Source organism: Cytobacillus mangrovibacter (assembly GCF_042865275.1).
Lineage (GTDB): Bacteria > Bacillota > Bacilli > Bacillales > Cytobacillaceae > Cytobacillus > Cytobacillus mangrovibacter.
Window position 1 is genome coordinate 12,310 of record NZ_JBIACJ010000024.1, and the last position, 24,930, is coordinate 37,239.

At 39.2% G+C, this 24,930-nt stretch carries 22 protein-coding genes, 1 tRNA gene and 1 rRNA gene; 15 read left to right on the top strand and 9 right to left on the bottom strand.

Going from position 1 to position 24,930, the window contains the following annotated elements:
* Positions 1-2: 2 nt before the first annotated feature.
* From ACFYKT_RS21965 to ACFYKT_RS21990, 6 genes are all read right to left on the bottom strand, one after another.
* Positions 3-908 carry a branched-chain amino acid ABC transporter permease gene (locus tag ACFYKT_RS21965; RefSeq protein WP_389224232.1) on the bottom strand — a complete coding sequence of 302 codons (906 nt, stop codon included), beginning with the start codon at positions 906-908 and terminating at the stop codon, positions 3-5.
* 120 nt (positions 909-1,028) lie between these two features.
* Positions 1,029-2,171 carry a branched-chain amino acid ABC transporter substrate-binding protein gene (locus ACFYKT_RS21970; protein WP_389224235.1) on the bottom strand — a complete coding sequence of 381 codons (1,143 nt, stop codon included), beginning with the start codon at positions 2,169-2,171 and terminating at the stop codon, positions 1,029-1,031.
* A 416-nt stretch (positions 2,172-2,587) separates the two neighbouring features.
* Positions 2,588-3,829 carry an NAD(P)/FAD-dependent oxidoreductase gene (locus tag ACFYKT_RS21975; RefSeq protein ID WP_389224238.1) on the bottom strand — a complete coding sequence of 414 codons (1,242 nt, stop codon included), beginning with the start codon at positions 3,827-3,829 and terminating at the stop codon, positions 2,588-2,590.
* Positions 3,826-4,158 (bottom strand): (2Fe-2S)-binding protein, encoded by a 333-nt coding sequence (locus ACFYKT_RS21980; protein WP_389224241.1) that lies wholly within the window; start codon positions 4,156-4,158, stop codon positions 3,826-3,828. The genes ACFYKT_RS21975 and ACFYKT_RS21980 overlap by 4 nt, the downstream gene beginning before the upstream one ends.
* Positions 4,151-4,426: a (2Fe-2S)-binding protein gene (locus ACFYKT_RS21985; RefSeq protein WP_389224244.1), complete on the bottom strand. Its 276-nt coding sequence runs from the start codon at positions 4,424-4,426 to the stop codon at positions 4,151-4,153. The genes ACFYKT_RS21980 and ACFYKT_RS21985 overlap by 8 nt, the downstream gene beginning before the upstream one ends.
* 90 nt (positions 4,427-4,516) lie before the next feature.
* The gene (locus ACFYKT_RS21990; RefSeq protein ID WP_389224247.1) at positions 4,517-6,172 is read right to left on the bottom strand and encodes a sigma-54 interaction domain-containing protein; all 1,656 of its coding nucleotides are present in this window, start codon (positions 6,170-6,172) and stop codon (positions 4,517-4,519) included.
* Positions 6,173-6,354: 182 nt separating this feature from the next.
* On the opposite strand from ACFYKT_RS21990, the gene ACFYKT_RS21995 reads away from it, so the two are divergent.
* From ACFYKT_RS21995 to ACFYKT_RS22055, 13 genes are all read left to right on the top strand, one after another.
* Complete coding sequence (locus ACFYKT_RS21995) at positions 6,355-7,566, top strand: NAD(P)/FAD-dependent oxidoreductase (protein WP_389224250.1); 1,212 nt, start codon at positions 6,355-6,357, stop codon at positions 7,564-7,566.
* Positions 7,563-8,603 (top strand): proline racemase family protein, encoded by a 1,041-nt coding sequence (locus ACFYKT_RS22000; protein ID WP_389224253.1) that lies wholly within the window; start codon positions 7,563-7,565, stop codon positions 8,601-8,603. The genes ACFYKT_RS21995 and ACFYKT_RS22000 overlap by 4 nt, the downstream gene beginning before the upstream one ends.
* Positions 8,600-9,538 carry a proline racemase family protein gene (locus ACFYKT_RS22005; RefSeq protein ID WP_389224256.1) on the top strand — a complete coding sequence of 313 codons (939 nt, stop codon included), beginning with the start codon at positions 8,600-8,602 and terminating at the stop codon, positions 9,536-9,538. The genes ACFYKT_RS22000 and ACFYKT_RS22005 overlap by 4 nt, the downstream gene beginning before the upstream one ends.
* Positions 9,539-9,799: 261 nt before the next feature.
* Positions 9,800-10,696 carry a 4-hydroxy-tetrahydrodipicolinate synthase gene (dapA, locus tag ACFYKT_RS22010; RefSeq protein ID WP_389224259.1) on the top strand — a complete coding sequence of 299 codons (897 nt, stop codon included), beginning with the start codon at positions 9,800-9,802 and terminating at the stop codon, positions 10,694-10,696.
* 38 nt (positions 10,697-10,734) lie between these two features.
* On the top strand, positions 10,735-12,219 hold the full coding sequence (locus tag ACFYKT_RS22015) for an aldehyde dehydrogenase family protein (RefSeq protein ID WP_389224262.1): 1,485 nt from the start codon (positions 10,735-10,737) through the stop codon (positions 12,217-12,219).
* Between the two features lie 279 nt (positions 12,220-12,498).
* Complete coding sequence (opp3b, locus tag ACFYKT_RS22020) at positions 12,499-13,425, top strand: oligopeptide ABC transporter permease (protein WP_389224265.1); 927 nt, start codon at positions 12,499-12,501, stop codon at positions 13,423-13,425.
* Positions 13,425-14,438: an oligopeptide ABC transporter permease gene (opp3C, locus tag ACFYKT_RS22025; RefSeq protein ID WP_389224291.1), complete on the top strand. Its 1,014-nt coding sequence runs from the start codon at positions 13,425-13,427 to the stop codon at positions 14,436-14,438. The genes opp3b and opp3C overlap by 1 nt, the downstream gene beginning before the upstream one ends.
* Before the next feature lie 12 nt (positions 14,439-14,450).
* Positions 14,451-16,436, top strand: a complete 1,986-nt coding sequence (locus ACFYKT_RS22030) for an ABC transporter ATP-binding protein (protein ID WP_389224268.1) — start codon at positions 14,451-14,453, stop codon at positions 16,434-16,436.
* Between the two features lie 125 nt (positions 16,437-16,561).
* Complete coding sequence (locus ACFYKT_RS22035) at positions 16,562-16,828, top strand: DUF3899 domain-containing protein (protein ID WP_389224294.1); 267 nt, start codon at positions 16,562-16,564, stop codon at positions 16,826-16,828.
* Positions 16,829-16,894: 66 nt separating this feature from the next.
* Entirely contained in the window at positions 16,895-17,962 is a 1,068-nt protein-coding gene (locus tag ACFYKT_RS22040; protein WP_389224270.1) for a M24 family metallopeptidase, read from the top strand.
* A 31-nt stretch (positions 17,963-17,993) separates the two neighbouring features.
* Positions 17,994-19,670 carry a peptide ABC transporter substrate-binding protein gene (locus ACFYKT_RS22045; RefSeq protein WP_389224273.1) on the top strand — a complete coding sequence of 559 codons (1,677 nt, stop codon included), beginning with the start codon at positions 17,994-17,996 and terminating at the stop codon, positions 19,668-19,670.
* A 132-nt stretch (positions 19,671-19,802) separates the two neighbouring features.
* Positions 19,803-20,807: a proline racemase family protein gene (locus ACFYKT_RS22050; protein ID WP_389224276.1), complete on the top strand. Its 1,005-nt coding sequence runs from the start codon at positions 19,803-19,805 to the stop codon at positions 20,805-20,807.
* A gap of 325 nt (positions 20,808-21,132) precedes the next feature.
* Positions 21,133-21,432: a hypothetical protein gene (locus ACFYKT_RS22055; RefSeq protein WP_389224279.1), complete on the top strand. Its 300-nt coding sequence runs from the start codon at positions 21,133-21,135 to the stop codon at positions 21,430-21,432.
* Positions 21,433-21,478: 46 nt separating this feature from the next.
* Here the strand turns inward: ACFYKT_RS22055 and ACFYKT_RS22060 are convergent.
* Positions 21,479-21,551 (bottom strand) — tRNA-Ala (locus ACFYKT_RS22060).
* 86 nt (positions 21,552-21,637) lie between these two features.
* Positions 21,638-22,333 carry an MgtC/SapB family protein gene (locus tag ACFYKT_RS22065; protein WP_389224282.1) on the bottom strand — a complete coding sequence of 232 codons (696 nt, stop codon included), beginning with the start codon at positions 22,331-22,333 and terminating at the stop codon, positions 21,638-21,640.
* Between the two features lie 115 nt (positions 22,334-22,448).
* On the opposite strand from ACFYKT_RS22065, the gene ACFYKT_RS22070 reads away from it, so the two are divergent.
* A complete protein-coding gene (locus tag ACFYKT_RS22070; RefSeq protein WP_389224285.1) occupies positions 22,449-23,360 on the top strand; it encodes a DMT family transporter in 912 nt (303 codons plus the stop codon).
* A gap of 546 nt (positions 23,361-23,906) precedes the next feature.
* Here the strand turns inward: ACFYKT_RS22070 and ACFYKT_RS22075 are convergent.
* The gene (locus ACFYKT_RS22075; protein ID WP_389224288.1) at positions 23,907-24,284 is read right to left on the bottom strand and encodes a DUF488 domain-containing protein; all 378 of its coding nucleotides are present in this window, start codon (positions 24,282-24,284) and stop codon (positions 23,907-23,909) included.
* Between the two features lie 535 nt (positions 24,285-24,819).
* Between ACFYKT_RS22075 and ACFYKT_RS22080 the strand changes: the two genes are divergently transcribed.
* Positions 24,820-24,930: ribosomal RNA gene (locus ACFYKT_RS22080) — 16S ribosomal RNA — on the top strand; the annotation flags it as partial.

Sequence of the window (24,930 nt, forward strand, 5' to 3'; positions counted from 1 at the left end):
ATTTACATTCTCTCCATTTCTTTGGCTCCAAGGATCCCTGTAGGTTTAAATACTAAAAACAGGATGAGAATGCCAAATGCGAGAACATCCTTCCAAGAGCCACCCATATAGAAAGTACCGAAAGCTTCTAGGATACCAAGAACGAGTCCGCCAAGCATCGCACCAGTAATGTTTCCAATTCCGCCGAGAACAGCTGCTGTAAATGCTTTTAACCCAATGGTAAAACCCATTAAAAAATTGATAGTTCCATAATAAACTCCTGACATAATGCCTGCCCCTGCTGCTAAAAATGCACCAATGAAGAAAGTGAGGGCAATGATGCGGTGTACATTGACTCCCATTAGGCTGCAGGCTGTTTGGTCAAGTGCAATTGCACGCATGGCTTTTCCATAAATGGTTTTATCAATAAATAACCGAAGTCCAAGCATTAATAAGGCGGAAAGAACGATCATTCCCATTTGTGCAAAAGAGATTTGGGTGCCCAATAGTTGTATACCGTCATTTGGCAGTTTAATAGGATACACTTTATAGGATGCACCCCATCCAATCATGGAAGAATACTCCAGTGAAAGAGAAACACCGATAGCGGTAATGAGAATAGAAAGCCTTGGAGCGAGCAGCAAAGGACGGTAGGCAATTCTTTCGATTCCCATTCCAAGAAAGCCGACAATAATCATAGTGCCGATAAAAACAACGCCAAGACCCAATATGCCTGTATTGACGCCCCCATCACCAGTAAATAAAGAAAGGAGCGTAAACCCGACGAAAGCACCAATCATATATAAGTCCCCATGTGCAAAGTTTAATAGTTTAATAATTCCATAGACCATTGTATAGCCCAATGCGATTAAACTGTAAAAAGCCCCAATTACCAGCCCATCGATAAGTACTTGAAAAAAGATTTCCATATTAATTATCACTCTCCTTTGTATGCTTGCTGTTAGATATTGGGGAGGTTAACGATGCACGAGCAGCGATGAGGCCGCTTAAAAAGTCTATTTAAGCGGCCGCAAAAAACTGCTTGAATCCTATTTTTCTAAAGTGAATTCGCCATTTACGACTTTCATTATATGGAAGTTTGATTGACTTAATGTATTTTGCTCGCTAAATTCGATGACCTGGCCGATTCCTTCAAAGCCCTTAGTGTCCTTCAATGCCTTTTTCAATACTTCAAATTCTGTTGAGTCAGCTCTTTTTAAAGCATCTGCTAATAGGTTTACCCCATTGTTTGATAGAGCAGAGAATGGTCCAGGAGATAAATCGTATTTGCTCTTATACTCTTCAACAAATGCCTCTGCTCCAGGGATAAAGTTAGCGGTAGGTGTGGCTGTAACTAATAAGTCATTTGCATTTTCAGCACCAGCGATCGAAATAATATCTGGAGAATAGCTGCCATCTCCAACCATGAAGAAGCCTGGAACTCCTTTTTCCTTAAATTGCTTTAGCATTAATCCGCCTGCTGCATAATAACCAGTGAAATACGTTCCATCCGGATTAAGTGATTTAAGCTTGGTCATTAATGACCCGAAGTCCTTTTCTTCAGGGTTAATTGCTTCAAAGCCAATGACTTTGCCGCCATTTTCTTCAACTGATTTCTGTGCAAAATCTGCTAAATTCTTAGCGTAAGCAGAGTTGTCGTGAATAAGAACAATATTTTTTGCCCCTTTGTCATTGAAATAGTCTGCGCCTGTTTTTGCTTGGTCAGGGACAAGTCCATTAATCAAAAATAAACTATCATAACCTTGCTCCGGTAATTCAGATGAATTGGCTGCAGCAACAATCATTGGAATGTTTGCATTATGGAAAACACCTGATGCAGGTAGGGTGGAGCCTGAGCAGTAGCCTCCTACAACTGCAACAACCTTTTTAGAAACAAGCTTATTTGCTGCAGCTGTAGCTGTTTGTGGATCACAAGCATCGTCAGCGACCTCTAGCTTTAGCTTTTTATCTAATACACCGCCATCATTATTGATTTTCTCTACTGCCATCTCCATCGCATTTAACATGTCTTTCCCGTCTGTAGCGTTATTTCCAGTAACAGGTAATAGAACGCCGACCAAAATCTCACTGCCACTATTTTTTCCTCCAGAACTGCTGTCACTTGAGCAAGCACTTAGAAGAAGAGATAGGAATAGGATGAAACCGATTGTTACAATTGAATATCTTTTCAAATGAAATACCCCCTAATAATGGTTTCTCTAAGACAATACGTTCGTTCAACCTTTGTTATAGGCTAAATAAGTAAGGCTGCTGCTAATCTATCACCTCCTTTCAAGGTATAATGGGATTGAAGGACAGGGGAAATCATAGAAATTTAATTATTCTAATAGTATAAAATATTCAGATATTAATAGGCGTAATTTAGACAAGATAAGGACATTCCAGTTACGTGCTTAAGAAACGGTAAATTGCTTTAGTACCTATGTGTTTCTTTAGTATTACTAATCATGGTTAAATTGCTAGAATTGAATTTTGTTTTTAACAGGGATGGATTTGTATGAGGGAAGAGAGTTTAGTTGTAGTGGTCTTCACCAATGAATATAGCGAAGACCATTGAATTTTGTATTTGGCTATTTTGAATGTAAATTTAGCCAATCTTGACATCATCATATTCATTCTGTTTTTTAGTATAAAGTTCCTCCCATAGTTCATATATTTTTTTTCTGCCATTATTAATTTCAGGATGAAATTGAATCGCAGCTTGTTCACGGACTATACGGACATTTTGGACAGCTTGCTGAAGAAGATCATTAACTACCCCACCTTTTCCTGCCTGCTTTGCAATGGAATAGCCTGCAATTGTTCCTTGAGCCATCGCGATTTTCCCACTTTCAATGCCAGTAATATTTCCAGCAACAAATAGTCCATCAAGCGGTGTCTCCATTATTTCTGAATGGTGTGGAACATGCCCGCCAAGTTCGGGTATGTACTGGAATGGACAGCCAGCGACAGCAGCGAGCTCAGCAAGCGGGTATAATCCTCCAGCAATACAAACAAAATCAGCTTCATAAATCTTCTCTGATCCAAGGATAATATTTCCCTCCGCATCAGTATCAGCTACTCGTACGCCTTCTACCTGTTGATCCCCAATAATTTCCACTGCTGCTTTTCGAAGGAGCAGTGGGGTACCATTCATTTTCACTCCATTTTTCGGGAAAAAATTGATCCCCATTTTTCGAAACCAATTACTTTTCATTAAACGGCCTCCAAATCGCAAAAACGATGATGGAGCCAATTTGGATGCATTTGCAAGAGATTTCATAACCTCATCAGGCTCACCAGCTTTTCCGCTAAGTGGACCTTTTTCTGGTAAGACAATCCGATCGACTTGAATCCCAGCTAGTTGTAGTTCATTTAAGATCGCAAAGGCAAGAATATTAGCCCCAATAATAATGCCTTTTTTGCCAACTTGCACCCGGTGGACATTTGTCATGACCTGTGCTGCCCCAATGGACATAACCCCTGGAAGTGTCCAACCGGAAAGGGGGATGGGGTATTCTGCCGCCCCTGTAGCAACTAACACAAATGGTGCCGACAATGTGCCTATATTTGTATGTACATTCCATTCGTCATTCTCTTTCTCTAAATTATATACAGAAACACCACAGCGAATATTGATAGAGAGCTTTAGTGCCTCTTTTGTTAGACGATCTGATTCTTTTATGCCATTCCACCATTCGCCTGATGGTTCCTCATGGAGCTGTCCGATTAATCTCCCGCCTGGCTTGATAAATTCATCAATAACGATCGTTTTTAGCCCGGATTGAGCACAGGCAATGGCTCCGGCTAAGCCAGCTGGCCCTGCACCAATCACAATAACATCAGTCATTGCTGCTCCACCATCCTTTTAACAATATTCGGATGCTGCTTTCCGCTCTCAACGGTCATGTTATTTTCTACGATCGTTAGGCATGCACGGATATTTACCTGATTATCGACGGTCACACGGCACTCCATACAATGGCCGATATTACAATAGAATCCTCTTGGTGTTCCACTTTCCTCGTGAACTCTCAGTGTTCTAACACCATTTGCTAATAAGGCAGCAGCAATGGTTTCATTTTCATATGCCTCATATGTTTTATCGTTGAATGTAAAGGATATGCGCTTTCTATCTTCTAATTTTCCTAATATCGGATGATCAATAATTCTATTCATTGTTTTCACCTACTGTTCCAAATGATACCGGGCGGATTGGTGGCTGGTATTTTAATGGAATTTCAGCCTGGCTTGTATTTGGAATGACACTTTCAACGATTCGATCCACTGTCATTCTGCAAGTTCGCCCTCCGCAAAAGCCCATTCCTGCTCGCGTTCTTAACTTTAATTCCCGTGCTGTGCATTGGTGTTTTTCCGCAGTAGACAGAAGTTGGCCATAAGTCACTTCTTCACAACGGCAGATAATCACTGATTCATTGTTGCTCATTTGGAATCCTCCTCCACTTGTATAAAATCCAGCTTCAGCCAGTTCTATTAAAGTACCATGCAAAAATCGTACCAAATGAGAGGTATATTCCTATGATAAACCAAGCCGTTTCAGCCGATTATAGAGGGTGGCCCTTGTGATACCTAGCTTTTTCGCACAATCAAGTTTATTGCCATTTGCTATATTTAATGCTCTCTCAAGCACCTTTTTTTCGTGCTGCTCCATTTCATCCTTTAATGATAAAAGAGTGTCGTCTTGTTCTTTAGTAAGGCTAGGTATTTCGAACTCATCTAGAACAACATCAGTCGAATTTGAATTGAATGGCAAGTACTCACCTCTAATCACACCATCTGTTGCAAAGACGACGAGACGCTCAACAACATTGCGAAGCTCCCGGACATTCCCAGGCCAGTTGTAACGCAGCATTTCCTGCATGACTTCCTGTGAGAACTGATGAATAGGCCTTTGATAACGGAATGAAAAGTCATTTAGGAAGTGATGTGTCATTTCAAAAATATCCTCGCGTCTTTCTCTTAGTGGAGGGATATGGATACTAACAACGTTTAAACGGTAATATAAATCTTCACGGAATTGCCCTTCGTTCATCTGCTTATGTAAATCTTGATTTGTAGCAGCAATAACACGGAAGTTCGTCTCTATCTCCTTTTCCCCGCCTACTCGGTAAAACCTTCGTTCTTGCAAAACCCGCAGCAACTTCACTTGCATATCAAGGGGCATTTCACCAATTTCATCTAGGAAAAGGGTTCCGCCTTTTGCCAGTTCTATTTTCCCCTTCTTCCCTCTAGGGTCCGCCCCAGAAAAGGCACCCCGTTCATATCCAAATAATTCACTCTCAAATAAGGAGGACGGGATCGCACCACAATTTATTGAAATAAAAGGGGCCTTCGTTTCTTCACTAGCTTCATGTATGGCTTTTGCAAATACTTCTTTCCCTACACCACTTTCACCGAGGATTAATACCGTTGATTTAACGGTGCAAACCTTTTTGGCTAACTGAATGGTTCTTTGTAATTTAGCGCTTGTTCCTTTTATAAGACTAAAAGGGTCAACACGATCCTTATACTTGGCAACTTCTAGCTCTAATCGATGTACCTCGGTTGACATATTAAATAATTTTTCATTGAGAACCACTTGGTTGGTCACATCTGTTTCTGATACGACTGCACCTATAATTTGCTCATTAAAATAGACGGGATTGGAGTTAATAAGGACAAATAAGTCAGCACGGGGCTGATGATGATGACGTGAAATACTCTTCCCTTTATGCAAGGTTTGCAGTATTTCAAGGTCTTCACGTTTGAAAAAGTCTGTGATCGGACGGCCGATTATTTCCCTTTGTTTAACTGAAAAGAGTTTCTCTGCTCCATCTGTCCATGTACGGACATGCTCCTTTTTATCAATGACTGTTACGGATGCGTCTGTTGTTTGAATGACTGTTTCATAAAATGCCTGTAACTTTTTATATGAATCACTTAAAAAGCGGAGCACCTGTGATGCAGAAAGACTTCCAATCGGGCAGCCATCTGAATCAATGACAATCGTTACCGACTGATAATGAAAGGCTTCTAGTAAACAATCAAAAGGATCATTGATCGAAATGACTAAAACTGGAGAATCTGATAATTTTAAATGAAATTTCCCGTCCTTTTGAACAATATGCTCGGTAATGGCTGTATCAACTAGCTCATTTTCAATTAGATCCTTAACCGTTGGTAAATCAAACAAGGGATCCCCTCCTCCATGTGTAAAAAAATATAGACACTGTATAGATTATTATACACTGGATTATAAACGATTCTTAATTTTTAGACAAATAGTAAGTAAACTTAAAATCTAACTAATGAGTGATCGAACGGAAAAGAATCATTTGGTTGAGTAACCATTTATTTGGCACATAATTTGCATTAATGATAGTAGGTAATCTTTATAAGGAGGGACTTTGTTTGATACATAGCGATGTATTGGTCATCGGTGGCGGAATTATTGGCTGTTCGATTGCCTACTATACTTCTAAATCTGGAAAAGAGGTAACCATTCTCGAGAAGGGGGAATTTGTAAGCGGAACATCCTCAAGATGCGACGGGAACATATTGGCTATCGATAAAGATCCCGGGTTTGACAGTCAAATGTCATTAGTTAGTCAGCAATTGATTGCGGATTTAAGTAAGGAAATCCCTCATACATTTGAATATCGTGCGCCAGGAAGTATTCTTGTCTGCGAGTCAGAGGAAGAAATGGAGGCAGCGCAAAAATGGGTGGATCGTCAAAAGGCTGCTGGGTTGCCGTTTCGAATGCTGGACAGACAAGATATACGTCAGGAATCTCCATTCTTTGCGGATGATTTATTAGGTGGTTTAGAGTGTGCGACAGACTCAACGGTTAATCCGTATCTCCTAGCTTTTTCCCTGTTGGAGGAGGCAAAGAAGTTTGGTGCAAAGGCTTATAAAAAAACGGAAGTTAAGGGAATGAAGGTTGAAGGAGACGGCACATTTATTGTCGAGACATCGAATGGCGTATTTACTGCGAATAAAGTGATTAATGCTGCGGGAGTATGGGCACCTAGATTAGGAGAAATGGTTGAACTCTCTATTCCAATTCAACCTAGAAAAGGCCATATCATTGTAGCATCCAGACAGCAGCATGTCGGTTCGAGAAAGGTGATGGAGTTTGGCTACTTAATTTCTAAATTTGGCGGGCAGCGCCGTGTGGATCCTTTAACGGAAAAGTATGGGGTGGCACTTGTTTTTGAACCGACAGAAAGCCAAAATTTTTTGATTGGCAGCAGCAGGGAGTTCGTTGGATTCAATACAAAAGTGAATAACGAGGTTATAAAATGTATTGCCAATCGAGCGATCCGATTTTATCCGAAAATGGCCGATATGATGGTGATTCGATCTTATGCAGGCTTGCGTCCGTGGACAGAAGATCATTTGCCTATTGTATCAAAGGTGGATCATATTCCTAACTATTATATTGCAGCTGGGCATGAGGGGGATGGCATTAGTCTTGCTGCTGTGACAGGGAAAGTAATCGAAGAGTTGATTAATGAGAAGGAAACTTGCATTCCTGTCGAGCCGCTAAGCTTTACCCGTTTTACAGAAAGGATGTTGGCGAGATGAAAGCAGATAGAGTCTTTACAACGATCGATACACATACAGGAGGCAATCCAACAAGGACAGTGATTAGTGGTCTTCCAGAGCTAAAGGGAGAAACAATGTCCGAGAAAATGCTCCATATGAAAAGAGAGTATGATTGGATTCGTAAGTTTTTAATGAATGAACCAAGGGGGCATGATGTCATGTCGGGGGCGCTATTGACCGATCCATGTCATCCCGATGCTGATATTGGTGTGATTTATATTGAAACGGGCGGATATTTGCCAATGTGCGGGCATGATACGATCGGTGTGTGCACGGCTTTAGTAGAATCAGGATTAATTCCTGTGAAAGAGCCAATTACTTCGCTTAATTTAGATACACCTGCTGGTTTAGTGGAAGTGGACATTACGGTTGAAAATGGCAAAGCAATCGAAGTGTCATTTTGTAATATCCCCGCTTTTCAATTAAAAAAAGTGTCAGTAGATGTGGAAGGAATCGGACAAGTGGATGCTGATATTGCCTATGGAGGCAACTTCTACGCCATAATCGACGCCAAATCAGTTGGATTGGAATTAGTACCTGAAAACGCATCAGCGATTATTGAAAAAGCAATTAACATTAGAAATGCAATTAATGATAAAACAGAGATTGTTCATCTAGAACATCCTTTTATTAAGGGATTAACTCATGTTGAATTTTTTGCAGATCCAACTAATGAAAAGGCACATGTGAAGAATACGGTCGTTGTTCCCCCTGGTGGAATTGACCGTTCGCCGTGTGGCACGGGTACATCTGCAAAATTAGCGGTGCTTTATTCCAAGCGAGAAATTAGCATCGGAGAAGAATTTGTCCATGAAAGTATTGTTGGTTCACTATTCCGTGGCCATGTTCTTGAGGAAACCGATGTGAATGGCGTGTCGGCAGTTGTGACACGAATTGCTGGGTCCGCCTGGCTTATGGGTATGCATAAATTCTTTTATAACGAAGAAGATCCGCTTAAAGAAGGATTTCTCCTCATTCCCCCAATGGAGGAACATGAAATGGAGGACGTGAAATGAAAATTCAGAAGGCATATACAGCAACTGATGTTCACGTGGCTGGAGAGGCATTTCGCATTATTAAAGATGCCCCATTCATTCATTATCAGAGCTTGAAGCAGTTAAATGAGCAATTTCCTCATGTTTATGCAGAAGAAATTAAACTTTTGCTGAATGAACCGCGTGGATTTGCCGGTTTAAATGGATGTTTAGTAGTTCCCCCATTTAGCCGTGAGGCAGATGCAGCGGTTGTATTTTTCAACCATGAAGGAACGGTTCCTTTACAGTACGGGGGAGTAGTTGCAGTAATTACCGCTTTGCTGGAGTGTGGCCAGTTGCCTTTAAAAGAATCCAATGAATACAAACTGGAAACAGCTAGCGGCATCATTTCTGTTCGAGCAGTAGTAGAAAATGATGAGGTTATTTCAGTAAAACTAGAAAGCAAGCCGTGTCAAATTGTTCAAATGAATATTCCTTATAAAGATACACATTATTCCCTTGTTCAAGTAGATCAATTATATGCCATTTTCAAAAAAAGTGATGTTCCTTTCGAGCTCCAAATGGAAGATTTAACTGAGGTGCAGAGATGGGGGCGGGAGGTAAACAAAGCTCTGAGTTCGCAATCGATTAAAGGAGTGATTCTGCTCGATGATTCATTATTGCCAAATGGCCGAATCAAAACGGTTACCTTTCGAAAAGATCATTTTATTGTCCGTTCGCCAGGGTTCGGCACAGCTGCAGCATGCTATGCAAGCCTCCTTTTTAACGGTGAATTCACTATGAAACAACCGTTTAAAAATGAAAGCATTTTTAATAGCTTCATAACCATTCAATTAGCTAACCAATCAGAGGACAGCTATCAGTTTGCATTCACAGCTCGTGGATTTATTACGGGGATGCAGACATATGTGCTAGATCCGACAGATCCGCTGGCTGCAGGCTTTTTATTAAAATGAGCCTTCTATGCTAGTGTTTATAGATTGACCTGTAATTATCGAAAGTGGCCGGTAAACGATCGAAAGTGACGGATAACTTCCGAAAGTGGCCGGTAAACAATCGAAAGTGACGGATAACTTCCGAAAGTGGCCGGTAAATCATTGAAAGTGACGGATAACTCCCGAAAGTGACCGATAACCATCGAAAGTAGCTGAAAAATCATCTGAATGAGCTGATAAAGTATAGTTTATTGCTAAATATAAAAAAGGAGGAAAATTAAAATGACAGCAATTAAAGGTGCATATCCCGTATTAATTACACCAATGACAGAGGCACAGGAGATTGATTGGGGCGGAGTCAAAAATAACGTAAATTATTTCGTCGATCAAGGTGTTGCAGGAATCGTCATCAACGGCAGTACAGGTGAATTTGTCAGTCTATCAAAAGAAGAAAAGTTTCAAATGGTTGAAACCGTTTTAAAAGAAGTAAATGGCAGGATTCCAGTCATTGTTGGTACTGCTGCGGAAACAACGAAAGAAACAATTGAATATACAAAGCAGGCAGAAGCGCATGGAGCGGACTGTGCACTGATTATTAACTCTTATTATTGTAAGCCAAAGGAAAATGAAATTTATTTTCACTATAAAGAAATCTCAAAAGCTGTGAATCTGCCAATCATGCTTTATAACAATCCATTTACATCTGGCGTGAACATGAGTACGGAATTAATGCTCCAGATCGGAAAGGATTGTGAGAGGGTCACACATATTAAGGAATCAAGCGGAGAAATTGCGAAGGTAAGAGATCTTGCTAGAAAAGGAAAAGGAGATTTTGAAGTTTTCTGTGGGGCAGAAGAGCTTGTGATGGAATCGTATTTAGTTGGTGCAACAGGCTGGATTTCGGTAGCAGGAAATATTGTGCCGAAGCTTGTAACAGATATGTATCAGCATTTCCAAAACGGCGAGCTGGAAGAGGCATGGGCAATCAATGACCGCATTCTGCCACTATGCTCCTTCCTTGAAGGATCAGGAAAGTATGTGCAAATTGTAAAAAGAGCTATGGAGCTTACAGATCAAGCGGGCGGTCCAGCGCGCTTCCCGCGTCTAGGATTGTCACCAGATGAAGACCAGCAATTAAAAGATATTCTAGCAAATTTATCTGTCGGCACTCATGTATAAGAAACAATGGATGAATGAAAAATGAAGGAGGAATATCATTGTTAACGACTCAAATTGAATTAAAGCCAAAGGTAAAAGCGTTCCTTGAAGGGAAGATTGAACTATTTATCAATGGGAAATACGTGCCTTCTGTCAGTGGGAAAAAGTTTGAAACGTATAACCCTGCAACAGAAGAAGTGCTAGCTGTCGTAAGTGAAGCAGATGAAGAGGACGTTGACTTAGCGGTGAAGGCAGCTCGTCAAGCATTTGAAAAAGGGCCCTGGCCAGATTTAAGTGCAGCTGAGCGAGCACGCCTCATTTATAAGTTTGCTGATTTACTAGAAGAAAATAGAGAAGAATTGGCACAGTTAGAAGCATTGGATAACGGAAAACCCTATCAAATCGCTCTGGATGATGATATCCCTGCAGCGGTAGAACATTATCGTTATTATGCAGGCTGGGCAACAAAGATTCTAGGTCAAACCTTCCCGATCTCAAAGGATTATCTGAACTATACAAGACATGAGCCAATTGGGGTTGTAGGTCAAATCATCCCTTGGAACTATCCATTGGTAATGGCTGCGTGGAAAATGGGGGCGGCTTTAGCAACTGGCTGTACGATTGTACTAAAACCAGCGGAGCAAACACCATTATCCCTTATGTACTCTGCCCAGCTTTTTAAAGAGGCAGGATTCCCTGATGGTGTCGTTAACTTTGTTCCTGGATTTGGTCAAACTTCAGGTGCTGCAATCGTTAATCATCCGGATGTGGATAAGGTAGCATTTACAGGATCAACCGTAACGGGTAAGTACATTATGCGCCAAGCGGCTGAAACGGTTAAGCATGTGACATTGGAACTGGGCGGAAAATCTCCGAATATTATCCTTGAGGATGCTGACTTATCCGAAGCTATTCCAGGAGCTTTTAATGGCATCATGTATAATCATGGCCAGAACTGTAGTGCAGGCTCTCGTGTATTTGTTCATCGCAAGAATTATGACAAGGTTGTTGATGAACTTGCAAAAATGGCTGAAAACGTCAAGCTAGGTGCAGGAATGGAAAGTGGGTCTGAAATGGGGCCGCTCGTTTCAGAAAAGCAGCTGGAACGTGTACTTGGATATATTGAAAAGGGAAAAGCGGAAGGTGCAAGAGTAGCAGCAGGTGGAGAAAAAGCGTTTGATAAAGGTTATTTCGTAAAGCCGACCATTTTTGCTGATGTGACGGATGAAATGACGATTGCAAAGGAAGAAATTTTTGGCCCAGTTGTTGCCGTGCTACCATTTGACACGGTGGAAGAAGTAATCGAGAGAGCAAACAATACACCATATGGACTTGCAGCAGGTGTATGGACAGAAAATGTAAAAACGGCACATAGAGTAGCCAATCAATTAAAAGCAGGTACGGTTTGGATCAATGACTACAATTTAGAAGATGCCGCAGCACCATTTGGGGGCTATAAGCAATCAGGCATCGGACGTGAAATGGGTTCTTACGCATTAGATAATTATACTGAAGTGAAATGTGTTTGGGTGAAATTGAAATAACTTATCTATTAAACTTTGTAATTAATTCTTTAACTGGGGACAAACGGACAGCATGAATGTTAAAGGCTGTCCGTTTTGTTCAGTGTAACGTGCATTTTTCATTTAAGCATTTTAGCAATATTTATTTTCGGAATCTTCCGTTATATTCGTCAGGATTGGAGGGGAAATTGTATAGCGAGTTTATGAACTCTATTATTTCTAAAATCTAGTTATTTTCTAAGGGATGGTAATCAAATTGATCAATCGCTTTATATTTTACATATAAATGGAGGTGTGAAAATGGGCCGCTATATTTTTGGAAGAATTGGCTATATGCTCATCACATTCTTGGTTATTGCCACATTTACTTTCTTTTTAATGCAAACCTTACCGGGTTCACCATTTAATGATGAAAGGCTTTCCGAGTCGCAAAAAGAAAGATTGTATGAAAGATACGGCTTGGACGAGCCTGCTCCCATTCAATATGTTAAGTATATGACAAATATTTTTAAAGGAGATTTCGGCGTTTCTTTCCAATATGATGGTCGTGCAGTGGCAGATATTATCGGTGAACGGATTGGGGCTTCTGCTGTTTTAGGGGCGCAGTCTCTCCTTTTCGGGTGCATAATTGGAATCATTCTAGGAATCATTGCTGCTATTAAACATAATACCGCAATTGATTATATGGCAATGCTTATTGCCGTAATTGGATTATCCGTTCCCAATTTTGTATTTGCCGGGTTATTACAATATTGGGTAGGTGTAAAGCTGCAATGGCTTCCAGTCGCATTTTGGGAAGGCTTTGAATATTCCATTTTGCCGACGATTGCATTGTCTGTTTTTGTCATTGCGACAATTGCGAGATTTATGCGAACTGAGATGCTTGAGGTGTTAGGGCAGGATTATATTGTAACTGCAAAGGCAAAAGGATTGAACCAATTTTCAATTGTCATGAAGCATGGTCTTCGAAATGCCGCCATTCCGATTATAACAATCCTTGGTCCCATGACTGTGTCCCTTTTGACAGGCACCTTAGTAATAGAAAAAATATTCAGTGTACCCGGGCTTGGTGAGCAATTTGTCAAATCCATCATGACGAATGATTTTCCTGTCATCATGGGAGTTACTTTATTTTATAGCATTTTATTTATCGGCGTTGTGTTAATCGTTGATATTTTATATGGAGTCATTGATCCAAGAATAAGATTATCTGGGGGGACAAAATGATGATTCCAAATAATAAAGAAATCACAGATGATTTGTTCCAACCAGCAGAATCAGAGAAATCTAGAGAAGTTATCTTACGTCCGAATATAACCTATTGGCAAGAGGTATGGAAACGCTTTCGAAAGAATAAAGCTGCATTTGTAGGATTAATCTTAATTGCACTGATTCTTGTTTTAGCTATATTTGGCCCTTATGCAAATCAGCATGGCTATGATGAACAAGATTTAACGAGAGCAAATCTACCACCAAAAATCCCGGTTCTCGAACATGTTTCATGGCTTGGTCTGAACGGAACGGATATTCAAGGTGTTGACCGTTATAAAGAAAACGGGATTTCCGAAAGTTTTTGGTTTGGTACCGACAATTTAGGCCGGGATTTATGGACGCGTGTTTGGGAAGGAACACGTATTTCATTATATATTGCTTTTCTAGCAGCAATTATTGATTTAATTATTGGTGTTGCATATGGAGGGATCTCTGCCTATTACGGTGGCAAGGTCGATAATATCATGCAAAGAATTGTGGAGATCTTAGTTGGCATTCCGAGCTTAATCGTAATTATTCTCCTAATTTTAGTTCTACAGCCTGGAATTATTTCGATTACTTTAGCAATGGTCATTACAGGTTGGGTTGGAATGGCAAGAATTGTTCGCGGCCAAATACTTAAGCTTAAGGAACAGGAATATGTATTGGCATCAAGAACATTAGGTGCTAAGGATCGACGTTTAATTTGGAAACATTTAATTCCAAATTCAATGGGACCAATAATTATTACAACCATGTTTACAATCCCAACTGCGATTTTTACAGAAGCATTTTTAAGCTTTATCGGCTTAGGGCTCCAGCCACCAATTGCATCATTAGGGACACTTATAAATGATGGCTATAAATTATTGCGAATCTATCCGCATATGCTTGCATTTTCCTCCATTATTATCAGTATGGTTATGATTAGCTTTAATTTAATTGGAGACGGACTTCGAGATGCCTTAGACCCTAAAATGCGCAAATAGGAGGATAAAAACGTGGAAAAAATACTAGAAGTAAATAATTTACAAGTATCCTTTGATACGTATGCAGGGGAAGTAAAGGCAGTCAGAGGCGTTTCATTTCACCTTAATAAAGGAGAAACGCTTGCTATTGTGGGAGAGTCAGGTTCTGGAAAATCTGTCACGTCTAAAAGTCTTATGAAGTTGATTCCGAATCCTCCAGGAAGAATAGTCAACGGGGAAATCTTGTTTGAAGGGAAAGACCTAGTCCATTATTCCGAAAAACAAATGCAAAAAATCCGCGGGTCAGAAATTTCGATGATTTTCCAAGATCCCATGACATCGCTCAATCCAACGATGACCATCGGAAAGCAAATAATGGAAAGTATTATTAAACATCAAAATGTATCAAAAACGGAAGCAAGGAGAAAAGGAATTGAACTGTTAGAAATGGTAGGGATTCCTCAGGCAGAAAAAAGATTTTCTTCCTACCCCCATCAATTCTCTGGTGGCATGCGGCAACGTGTAGTCATTGCGATGGCTATCTCATGTAATCCCAAAATTCTTATTGCGGATGAACCGACAACTGCCCTTGATGTAACCATTCAAGCGCAAATATTAGAGCTTTTAAAGGATTTACAGAGAAAAATGGGCACCTCAATTATTTTCATTACCCATGATCTAGGAGTTGTTGCCAATATTGCAGACCGGGTTGCAGTAATGTATGCAGGGAAAATTGTTGAAATTGGAAAAGTGAATGAAATTTTTTATCATCCTGAGCATCCTTACACATGGGGATTATTAGGAGCCATGCCGAACTTGAACGAAGATGCTGGAGAGCTAATCACGATTCCCGGTTCACCTCCTGATTTGCTAAATCCGCCACTTGGGGATGCTTTTGCAGACCGAAACAGCTATGCGATGAAAATTGACTATCAGCTAGAGCCCCCGATGTTTGAGGTATCTGATACCCACTATGCATCTACATGGCTTCTGCATGAAAAGTCGCCAAAGATTATACCGCCGGATGTTCTAAAAAAACATCGACAGACCACACCTAAAGGAAAGCAAGCTAAAAGGAAAGAACAAAGAGAAAAGCTTCTGGAAATCAAAAATTTAAAACAATATTTTACTTCGGGTACAAATTTGATAAAGGCTGTGGATGGGATTGACTTTGATATTTATAAAGGAGAAACGTTTGGGCTTGTAGGGGAATCTGGCTGTGGAAAGTCAACAACAGGCCGAACGATTATCCGGCTGTATCATGCCACGGATGGGGAAATTTTGTATAACAATGTAAATATTCGCGATAAAAAATCACCTCTAGATACACAAAAGCTGAATCAAAAAATTCAAATGATTTTTCAGGACCCATACTCATCATTGAATCCAAGACAAACAGTGGCGGATATTATTGCTGAAGGAATGGATATACATGGACTCTCCTTAAATAGAAAAGAAAGATTAGAAAAGGTATATGACCTATTAGAAACGGTCGGGTTAAACCGAGAGCATGCGAATCGGTATCCACATGAATTTAGCGGCGGACAGCGTCAAAGGATTGGAATAGCGAGAGCATTAGCGGTAGATCCGGAATTTATCATTGCGGATGAGCCTATTTCTGCCCTGAATGTATCCATCCAAGCCCAAGTTGTCAATTTATTAAAAAGGCTGCAAAAGGAAAAAGGTTTAACCTACCTCTTTATTGCTCACGATCTTTCTATGGTGAAGTATATAAGTGATCGAATCGGGGTGATGTATAAAGGAAGAATAGTAGAATTAGCTGAAAGTAACGAGCTTTACCAAAATCCGTTGCATCCATATACAAAGTCATTGCTTTCAGCCATTCCATTACCTGATCCAGAAACGGAGAAGACAAGGAAGAGAATAAAATTTGATGAAAAGCTTAGTTGGAATGGAGAGGGAGAAGAACCTGTTCTAAGGGAAGTGAAGCCAGAACATTGGGTGTCATGTACAGAACAGGAATATGAAGATTTCAAAAAGTATTTTGATGTTATTTAATAGCAGCAAATAAATGAAAGGAGTGAGAAGCGATTATAAAAAGGATATGTCTATTCATCGTACTCTCTCTATCTTTCTCATTCATTGGCTCCTTTTTTTCAACTCATGGAAAATGGCTGTTCTTTATTAATTCACTCTTTTTTATTGCGCTCTTGTTATTAATGATTGGTGGGATTCTAGTTGTACTGAAAGGAGGACTGTTTGACGGGATACTTTACAGCTTTAAGCGATTTTATAAACGAACATCTAAGTTAGAAGAATATGTTACTGAACAAACAGAGAGAATACATGATCCTACTTTCAAGACTGGTTTGAAAGATTTATATGTTTATCCATTGGTTATTTCTGGAGCTGTGTTATTCGTTTTCACACTTTTTACAGCTGTAATTTAAGCATGAATAGGCTGGGTTATTCACTAAAACTACTATGGAAATGGCTATCTTAGGAGGAGCGAAACGATGAAAAGAATTGATAAATTAAGAGACATGTTTGATGACCTTGGAATAGACGCTATGTTAATTACGAATGATCAAAACCGCAGATATATGACAGGGTTTACGGGTACGGCAGGTCTCGTGCTCGTTACAAAGGAAGAGGCTTTTCTTGTTGTAGATTTTCGATATGTGGATCAAGCAAATGAACAAGCAAAGGAGTTCTCAATCATTGAAGTTAGTACAAAAGCTGAATTACTTGGGGAAATTGTTCGGCAAACAGACAGACTTGAGGTTGCAAAACTCGGTTTCGAACAAAATCATGTAAACTACTATCCTTATACTGAATATAACGAGAGAATCAGTGCCGAAATGATCCCTCTATCAAATACAATTGAAAGCTTACGAATGATAAAGGATAGAGAAGAAATAGCTACGATAAAAACTGCGGCAGAAATTGCAGATGCTGCCTTTACTAAACTATTAGATTTTATTAGACCAGGCGTAACAGAAATTGAAGTATCAAATGAATTGGAATTTTATATGAGAAAACAAGGAGCTACATCATCGGCGTTTGACATAATTGTTGCATCAGGGATCCGTTCAGCTTTTCCACATGGAGTTGCAAGCAATAAAAAAATCGAAAAAGGGGAGATGGTCACGCTCGACTTCGGTGCTTATTATCAAGGATATCGGTCAGATATAACGAGAACGGTTGCAGTTGGGGAACCGAATAATGATTTAAAGGGCATCTACTCTATTGTTCTTGAAGCGCTTTCTAAGGCGCTTTCTGGTATAAAGTCCGGGATATTAGGGAAAGAAGCTGATGCTTTTAGCAGGGATTACATCACTGAAAAGGGATATGGAAAACAATACGGGCATGGCTCTGGGCATGGAATTGGATTAGATATACATGAGGAGCCATTTAAAAATGTAAACTGTGAAATTCGTCTGCAGTCTGGCATGGTTTTAACTGTAGAACCAGGAATCTATATTCCGAAGCTTGGTGGTGTAAGAATAGAAGACGATATCTTAATAACTCAAGATGGGAATGAAGTGCTTACACATTCGCCTAAGGAATTAATTATTTTATAGCTCAAAAAATACTAGTAAGGAGGAAACAAAGTTGAAAATAAAAGGTGCGATTATTATTGCTTTCATGCTGTTAGTAAGTTCCTTTTTGGCAGGGTGTTACGGGGGAGAAAGCAAACAGTCATCATCATCAGGGGAAAAATCTGAAGGTGGTTCTAGTGAAGAGTTAGCTGAACAAGTGCTTAATCTTGTTGAGGGCGGGGAACTGCCCACTCTCGATACACTTGGATTATTTGATGCTCTTTCTAGTCGAACAATGAATAATATCTTTGAAGGTCTATATAGGCTTGATTCCACTCATGCCCCTACTCCTGGCATGGCAGAAAGTCATGAGGTTAGTGAAGATGGAAAGGTTTATACGTTCCATCTTCGTACTGATGCACAATGGAGCAATGGTACAGCCGTTACGGCAAAGGACTTTGAATTCGCATGGAAAAAGGCGATTAATCCAGAAACACTATCAACCTATTCGTATCTTTTTAATGATATTAAAAATGCGGCAGCCATACAGGATTCGGAAGATAGTCTGTATGGAAAGGTGGATGAATTTGGCATTAAAGCAGTAGATGATCATACATTCCAAGTGGAATTAGACCATCCAGTCCCGTATTTCTTAAGCCTTATTACTTATCCAGTGTTTTTTCCGCAAAATCAAGAGTTTGTTGAATCCCAAGGAGATAAATATGCACTTGAAGTAGAAAACCTCATTTATAACGGACCTTTTGAGTTGGAATCATGGGAGCATGAAGTTGGCTGGGTGTATAAGAAAAATTCAAAGTATTGGGATGCCAACACAGTTAAACTCGATACAATCAATGTAAAGGTTGTTAAGGAAGCGGCAACAAGAGTGAATCTATATGATACTGGTAAAATAGACTTAACAGAAATCACTTCAGAGTTTATTGACCAATATGCAAGTACGCCAGATTACAGCACACTGCTTAAACCAGAGGTATTCTTTATCCGAATGAACCAAAACAATCAATATTTAGGCAATGTGAATATACGTAAAGCGATTGATATGGGGTGGGATAAAAAAGCAGCGGCCGAAAGTCTTTTAAATAATGGTTCTGTTCCGGCTTATTATCTAGTCCCTAAGGAATTTGCCTTTGATGAAAGCGGGAAGGACTTCCGTGCAAAATACGAAGGGTTTAATGAAGAGGGATTCGAAAAAGCGAAAGAGTATTGGGAGAAGGGTTTAGAGGAACTTGGTGTGGATAGCATAGAGTTAGAGTTTCTAAGCTATGACAGTGAGGAAAGAAAGCGAGTGAGCGAGTATTTTAAAAATCAGCTAGAAACGAATTTACCTGGTCTGACAATAAAAATCAATCAGCAACCGAATAAGCAGAAGCTTGAGCTTGAATCAACCATGCAATATGACCTTACTTATTCTGGCTGGGGACCTGACTTCCAAGATCCAATTACTTTTATTGATCTCTATTTATCAGATGGGCCATATAACTGGTCAAATTATGCAAATGAAGAATTTGATCATCTTGTCATGGAGGCCAAAACGAATCCAACAGATACGGCTAAACGATGGGAAAATATGCAAGAGGCTGAGAAAATTTTAATCGAAGAGGATGCAGCCATTTCACCTATGTATCAATCAGGTTTGGCTCAGCTCAAAAAGCCTTATGTTAAAGGCTATGTCGCCCACCCATTCGGCGTATTTGCTTCATATAAATGGACATCTATTGAGGGGAAATAATTTGTATTAATAAGATTTAGGCTTTCTTATCCAATAGGTAAGGAAGCCTGCATTCTATCCTATTTTAATTGTAAAAGCTTGAATCGGTTAATTGATGTAAAGTTAATTAGTTTCAATAGGAGGACTGACTATATGAACTTTAGCAAAATGTTTACGACAATTGATTTGCATGTAGCAGGAGAGCCATTGCGTGTGATCACTGGCGGATTTCCTGAGATAAAAGGAAATACGCAGTTAGAGAGGCGGGCTTACTGTATGGAACATTTGGATCATTTACGTGAAATTGTCATGTATGAACCGCGTGGACATCATGGAATGTATGGATGCATCATTACCCCTCCTGCAAGTTCGCATGCTGACTTTGGTGTCTTGTTTATGCACAATGAAGGCTGGAGCACGATGTGTGGACATGGAATTATTGCTGTAATGACAGTTGGAATAGAGACAGGGATGTTTGATCTTACTGGAGGGAAAGAAAAGTTTATCATTGATAGCCCAGCAGGAGAAGTAATCGCGTACGCAAAATATAATGGAAGCCAAGTGGAATCTGTTTCCTTTGAAAATGTTCCATCTTTTGTTTTCAAGAAGGACTTTCCTATTAAAATTGAAGGTCTTGAATTCCCTGTTGATATTGCTTTTGGCGGAGCCTTCTATGCAGTAGTAGATAGTAAAGAAATGGGATTAAAAGTGAATTTTAAAGATTTAGCAGCAATCCAGACATGGGGCGGAAAGATAAAACAATATATTGAGAGTCAAATAGAAGTCAAACACCCGCTTGAGCCTGACTTAAAGGGAATCTATGGAGTTATTTTCTCCGACGAGCCAATTAATGAAGGAGCAGACCTCAGAAATGTCACCATTTTTGCCGATGAGCAAGTAGATCGTTCTCCATGTGGGACAGGTACCTCTGCTAGAGCTGCTACACTAGTCGAGCAGGGCCGCTTAAGAGTAGGGGAAAGCTTTGTCCACGAATGCATTACAGATGGACAGTTTATTGGTGAAGTCCTCTCACTAACGAAAGTCGCCAATTATGATGCTGTCGTGCCAAAGGTATCGGGACAGGCGTTTATTACTGGATTCCATCAATTTGTTGTAGATCCGAGAGATCCTTTGAAGCGAGGGTTTTTATTGGCTTGATCGAATAATTATAGATGAGCTACAAAGATTCTAATCAAGGCTATGGAGAATGGTATCAATGATGAGTAATATCCCAAATAAAAAGTGATACAAGAAATTTCATAGAATAATTTTTGCCGTACTTTAAACATTAAAAGAACAAAATAATATTTAAAGGTGCTACCCATTTTTCGGGAATAGCACCTTTTTGTGTTAGACTCATAAGTATAATTTACCTCTGTACTTTAGTGAAGTGGTATCAAGCAATAGCTGCAGTTGTGGATAAAAATTCATAAAAATTGTGTCTAATCCATTGACCTAATACCAACAAAAAGGAGGGCTATATTTGTCTATGAATTTAGAAGGGTTCTTGTTTTTTGTGGTTCCAGTAATAATATTAGTGACTGTTACTACATTTACAGTTGTGAGAATGAATAAAACTAAAAACTATAGGAAAACGCTGGCACAATCCATTGGCTTAAGTTTTATATTATTCTTCTTAGAATATGTATGGTGGTATTTCCAAGCGCCAGATGATGGGTTACATAAACTCTTTGGAATATTAAATATTGGAGTTCTTATTGCTCTTAGTATCTTTTTAAATGTACAAATAGTATCTTCCATGAAGAAAAAGTTTAAATTGTAATGCATTTATTAAGAAAAACCCTTGAATATTCAAGGGTTTCTAGTTATGGAGCATAGCGGGATCGAACCGCTGACCTTTTGGCTGCCAGCCAAACGCTCTCCCAGCTGAGCTAATGCCCCGGTAAGTGGATACAAGAAAATTATATCGACAACCGGGTTTTTTAGCAAGAGTTTATTTTGAATTTTGTATTGAAAATAAAGCCAAGCTAGCTAAGGCTTTCAACCTCGACACTTTTAACCCCATTAAGCTGGGAGACACTGTAATAGACATCTGTAATGCTTTTCTTTTGATTGACAGTTACGACAAGTTGGATGAGGTGTTTTTTCTCTTCTAAATCTTTAATGCGGACCCGTTTAATAGAAATCTTTAACTCTTTGATAGCTGAAAGGATTTCTTCAATATTTTCTTTATTGGTTACTTTAAGCTGGAGAGTGATTTCTTTTTCTCGTAATTTTCTTGGACCGATGAGTGCAATGACAAATGGGATGAACTCGACACTGATAATTAATAGAGCCACTCCAGCCATCGCTTCAATATAAAAGCCCGCCCCGACAGCGATGCCAATTCCTGCTGCCCCCCAAATTAATGCGGCAGTTGTTAGGCCGGAGATGCTGTCATTTCCCCTTCTTAAAATAACACCTGCTCCTAGAAAGCCAATTCCTGAAACGATTTGCGCAGCTAAACGCAAGGGGTCCATTGTAATATTGACTCCTTCTTTTCCAGGGAACATATAGGCGGATTCGATGGATACGATTGTTAATAGACAGCTTACAATTGAAATGACGAGGCTTGTTTTTAAACCGACAGGCTTTCTTTTTAGCTCTCGTTCAATACCGATGACAAGGCCAAGAAAAGCGGATATGCCTAATTTTATTAAAATTTCTATTTCTATATTGCTCATGATTTATCCCTGCTTCTTGTTGTATTTTAGAAAAGGGGCTATAAAAGCATAGTAAAAAGTAATAAAATAGAATAGATTTTGAATTTAAGTATAAATAAATAAGGAGAACAGATCAATGTCAGACACAAAAGTAAATCCTTATGCTGTTTTGGCAATAGGTGTCATATCGGTTTCAACGTCAGCGATCCTCGTAAAAGTATCAAGTGCTCCCTCAGGTGTCATTGCCTTTTATCGGTTGTTTTTTTCCGTCCTGTTTATGCTGCCGGTATTCTTAATAAAATATGTTCCCGAGCTGCGTCTTATTACAAGACGGGATTGGATCTTTTCAATTGTCGCTGGGGTTTTTCTAGCATTTCACTTTATTCTTTGGTTTGAGTCACTGAATTACACCTCTGTTGCGAGCTCAACCGTGTTGGTGACCTTGCAGCCGCTGTTTGCTTTTCTGGGAACTTATTTTTTCTTTAAAGAAAAGTTTTCTTGGAAAGCGATATTGAGTGGGCTGCTCGCTGTTTTTGGCAGTGTCATTATAAGCTGGGGGGACTTCAAAATTAGCGGATCTGCTCTTTTTGGCGACTTTTTGGCTTTAATCGCTTGTGCATTAGTCACAGCCTATTTAATGTTTGGTCAATCAGTAAGGAAGCGCTTGTCTTTAGTTACTTATACATTTGTCGTATATAGCATTAGCACAATTACCCTTTTAATTTATGTGCTTATTAGGCAGGAACCATTAGTTCCTTATGCTACCAATGATTGGGTCTATTTTATTCTTCTTGCGATTATTCCTAATTTACTTGGCCACACATTATTTAATTGGTCGTTAAAATGGCTCAGTACATCAACGATTTCAATGGCTATATTGTTCGAGCCAGTTGGTGCAGCGATACTAGCTTACTACTTATTACAAGAGGCCGTCGTGTGGACACAAGCTCTTGGTGGAGCAATTGTAATTGGTGGAGTCTCCTTATTTTTATTAGATGAGCGAAGAGTGCGAATGAAGGAAATGAGGAAAAAGGCCGTATCAGAGTAATCCATCATGGAGCAAAATTAATCGCTACTCACTGCGTTTTCATATAAAAGGAATCCTCTAACTACTATAGAGTGATTCCTTTTTTCATTTAGATAAATATATGGGATAATCCAAAGAAAATGAACCCTCCAGTTACTGCTAATATGAAAGTGCCGCCATACACCTTTTCTTCTGAATTTGCTATTTTAATCCCTTCTATAAATGAATAAGAGAGTAAAAAGACTGCCATAAATACAGACAGTAGTAATGCTCCTGTTTCCAGTTGTACCACGCCTTTCGAATAAGATAGAGTTAATAGAACGTATGTCGTAAATGTGAGTTCTATGCCTTTATTATTTAAAGGTAAGACCAAGTATGGCAGTGGGTGGCATTAGAATTACGAGCTTTTATTGTGGATAAAGGGGATATGTTTATCCACAGGTTGTGGGTAAATCAGTGGATTACTTTCATTTTCCTATTTATATTGTTAATAAGTATGTGAATATAATTGTTAATTTAAGAGTTTTTACAGCATCAATCCGTTTGAGTTATAGAATAATCGCTTTGTTATTTAGATAATGCTTTAATCTTACGAAGTAATTCTTCTTTTAAAACACATGCGTTATTATGAAAGGGATCCTTTGCTGCATATAATAGAGTAACTATATTTCCTGAAGCGATAGAACAAAGCTTCTCAACTTGCTGAGATTTGACAAAGTCATTTTGAAGTTCTTCGAGATATTTGTTGCGAAACGCGTCAAAGAGTTCCGGTTTATGTCCAAACCATTTTCGGAGCTGATCGCTTGGTGCCAATTCTTTAGCCCACATTTCTAGCTTTGCTTCATTTTTTGAAATACCTCTAGGCCATAGACGATCAACCAAAATTCGATAGCCATCTTCTTGTTCATAGGGTTCATAGATTCTTTTTATATGGATTTCTGTCATGGTTACCTCCACAAATAATTTCTTTATTGTTAATCACCGATTAGGAGTATTCTTTACGGATCAAAGATGTTGAAATGATTTGGCTCATTATTCGAATATACATCTATCTAAATAATTGCGGTTCTTATATTAATTAAAGAGATGAGGGAGCTTGTATTAACTTAATTAATAGGACAAACTATCGCATCAGGGCTTATTATGGGAGACTAAGCCCTTTTTTAAAAGTATATATATGATAAGAAGTAATTTAATCTTGATATATAGAGTTTTACTTTTATTAAGTAATTAAAAATTTATTGTAAATTATATTGCAAACATTTTTTGTTCATGTTATATTAATTCTCGTCCTTAATTTAAACAGTTTCATTTAAAAAAACTTTTTCAAAAAAGTTATTGACTAAAAATAAGGATGCGTGTTATATTAATAAAGTCGCTTCTGGGCGACGGAAACAAGCTTAATGAAATTGTTCTTTGAAAACTGAACGAACAAAAAACGTCAACGTTTTAAATTTTTATTTTTGAGCTAATCAACTCTTTATTGGAGAGTTTGATCCTGGCTCAGGACGAACGCTGGCGGCGTGCCTAATACATGCAAGTCGAGCGAATCTGAGGGAGCTTGCTCCCAAAGATTAGCGGCGGACGGGTG

Excerpts from the sequence above, each read along its gene's own strand:
- ACFYKT_RS21975 (WP_389224238.1), bottom strand. The coding sequence starts at position 3,829 with ATGACTGATGTTATTGTGATTGGTGCAGGGCCAGCTGGCTTAGCCGGA.
- ACFYKT_RS21985 (WP_389224244.1), bottom strand. The coding sequence starts at position 4,426 with ATGAGCAACAATGAATCAGTGATTATCTGCCGTTGTGAAGAAGTGACT.
- ACFYKT_RS22070 (WP_389224285.1), top strand. The coding sequence starts at position 22,449 with ATGTCAGACACAAAAGTAAATCCTTATGCTGTTTTGGCAATAGGTGTC.
- opp3b (WP_389224265.1), top strand. The coding sequence starts at position 12,499 with ATGGGCCGCTATATTTTTGGAAGAATTGGCTATATGCTCATCACATTC.
- ACFYKT_RS21980 (WP_389224241.1), bottom strand. The coding sequence starts at position 4,158 with ATGAATAGAATTATTGATCATCCGATATTAGGAAAATTAGAAGATAGA.
- ACFYKT_RS22065 (WP_389224282.1), bottom strand. The coding sequence starts at position 22,333 with ATGAGCAATATAGAAATAGAAATTTTAATAAAATTAGGCATATCCGCT.
- ACFYKT_RS22075 (WP_389224288.1), bottom strand. The coding sequence starts at position 24,284 with ATGACAGAAATCCATATAAAAAGAATCTATGAACCCTATGAACAAGAA.
- ACFYKT_RS21995 (WP_389224250.1), top strand. The coding sequence starts at position 6,355 with ATGATAGTAGGTAATCTTTATAAGGAGGGACTTTGTTTGATACATAGC.
- ACFYKT_RS22050 (WP_389224276.1), top strand. The coding sequence starts at position 19,803 with ATGAACTTTAGCAAAATGTTTACGACAATTGATTTGCATGTAGCAGGA.
- ACFYKT_RS21965 (WP_389224232.1), bottom strand. The coding sequence starts at position 908 with ATGGAAATCTTTTTTCAAGTACTTATCGATGGGCTGGTAATTGGGGCT.
- opp3C (WP_389224291.1), top strand. The coding sequence starts at position 13,425 with ATGATTCCAAATAATAAAGAAATCACAGATGATTTGTTCCAACCAGCA.
- dapA (WP_389224259.1), top strand. The coding sequence starts at position 9,800 with ATGACAGCAATTAAAGGTGCATATCCCGTATTAATTACACCAATGACA.
- ACFYKT_RS22040 (WP_389224270.1), top strand. The coding sequence starts at position 16,895 with ATGAAAAGAATTGATAAATTAAGAGACATGTTTGATGACCTTGGAATA.
- ACFYKT_RS22005 (WP_389224256.1), top strand. The coding sequence starts at position 8,600 with ATGAAAATTCAGAAGGCATATACAGCAACTGATGTTCACGTGGCTGGA.
- ACFYKT_RS22000 (WP_389224253.1), top strand. The coding sequence starts at position 7,563 with ATGAAAGCAGATAGAGTCTTTACAACGATCGATACACATACAGGAGGC.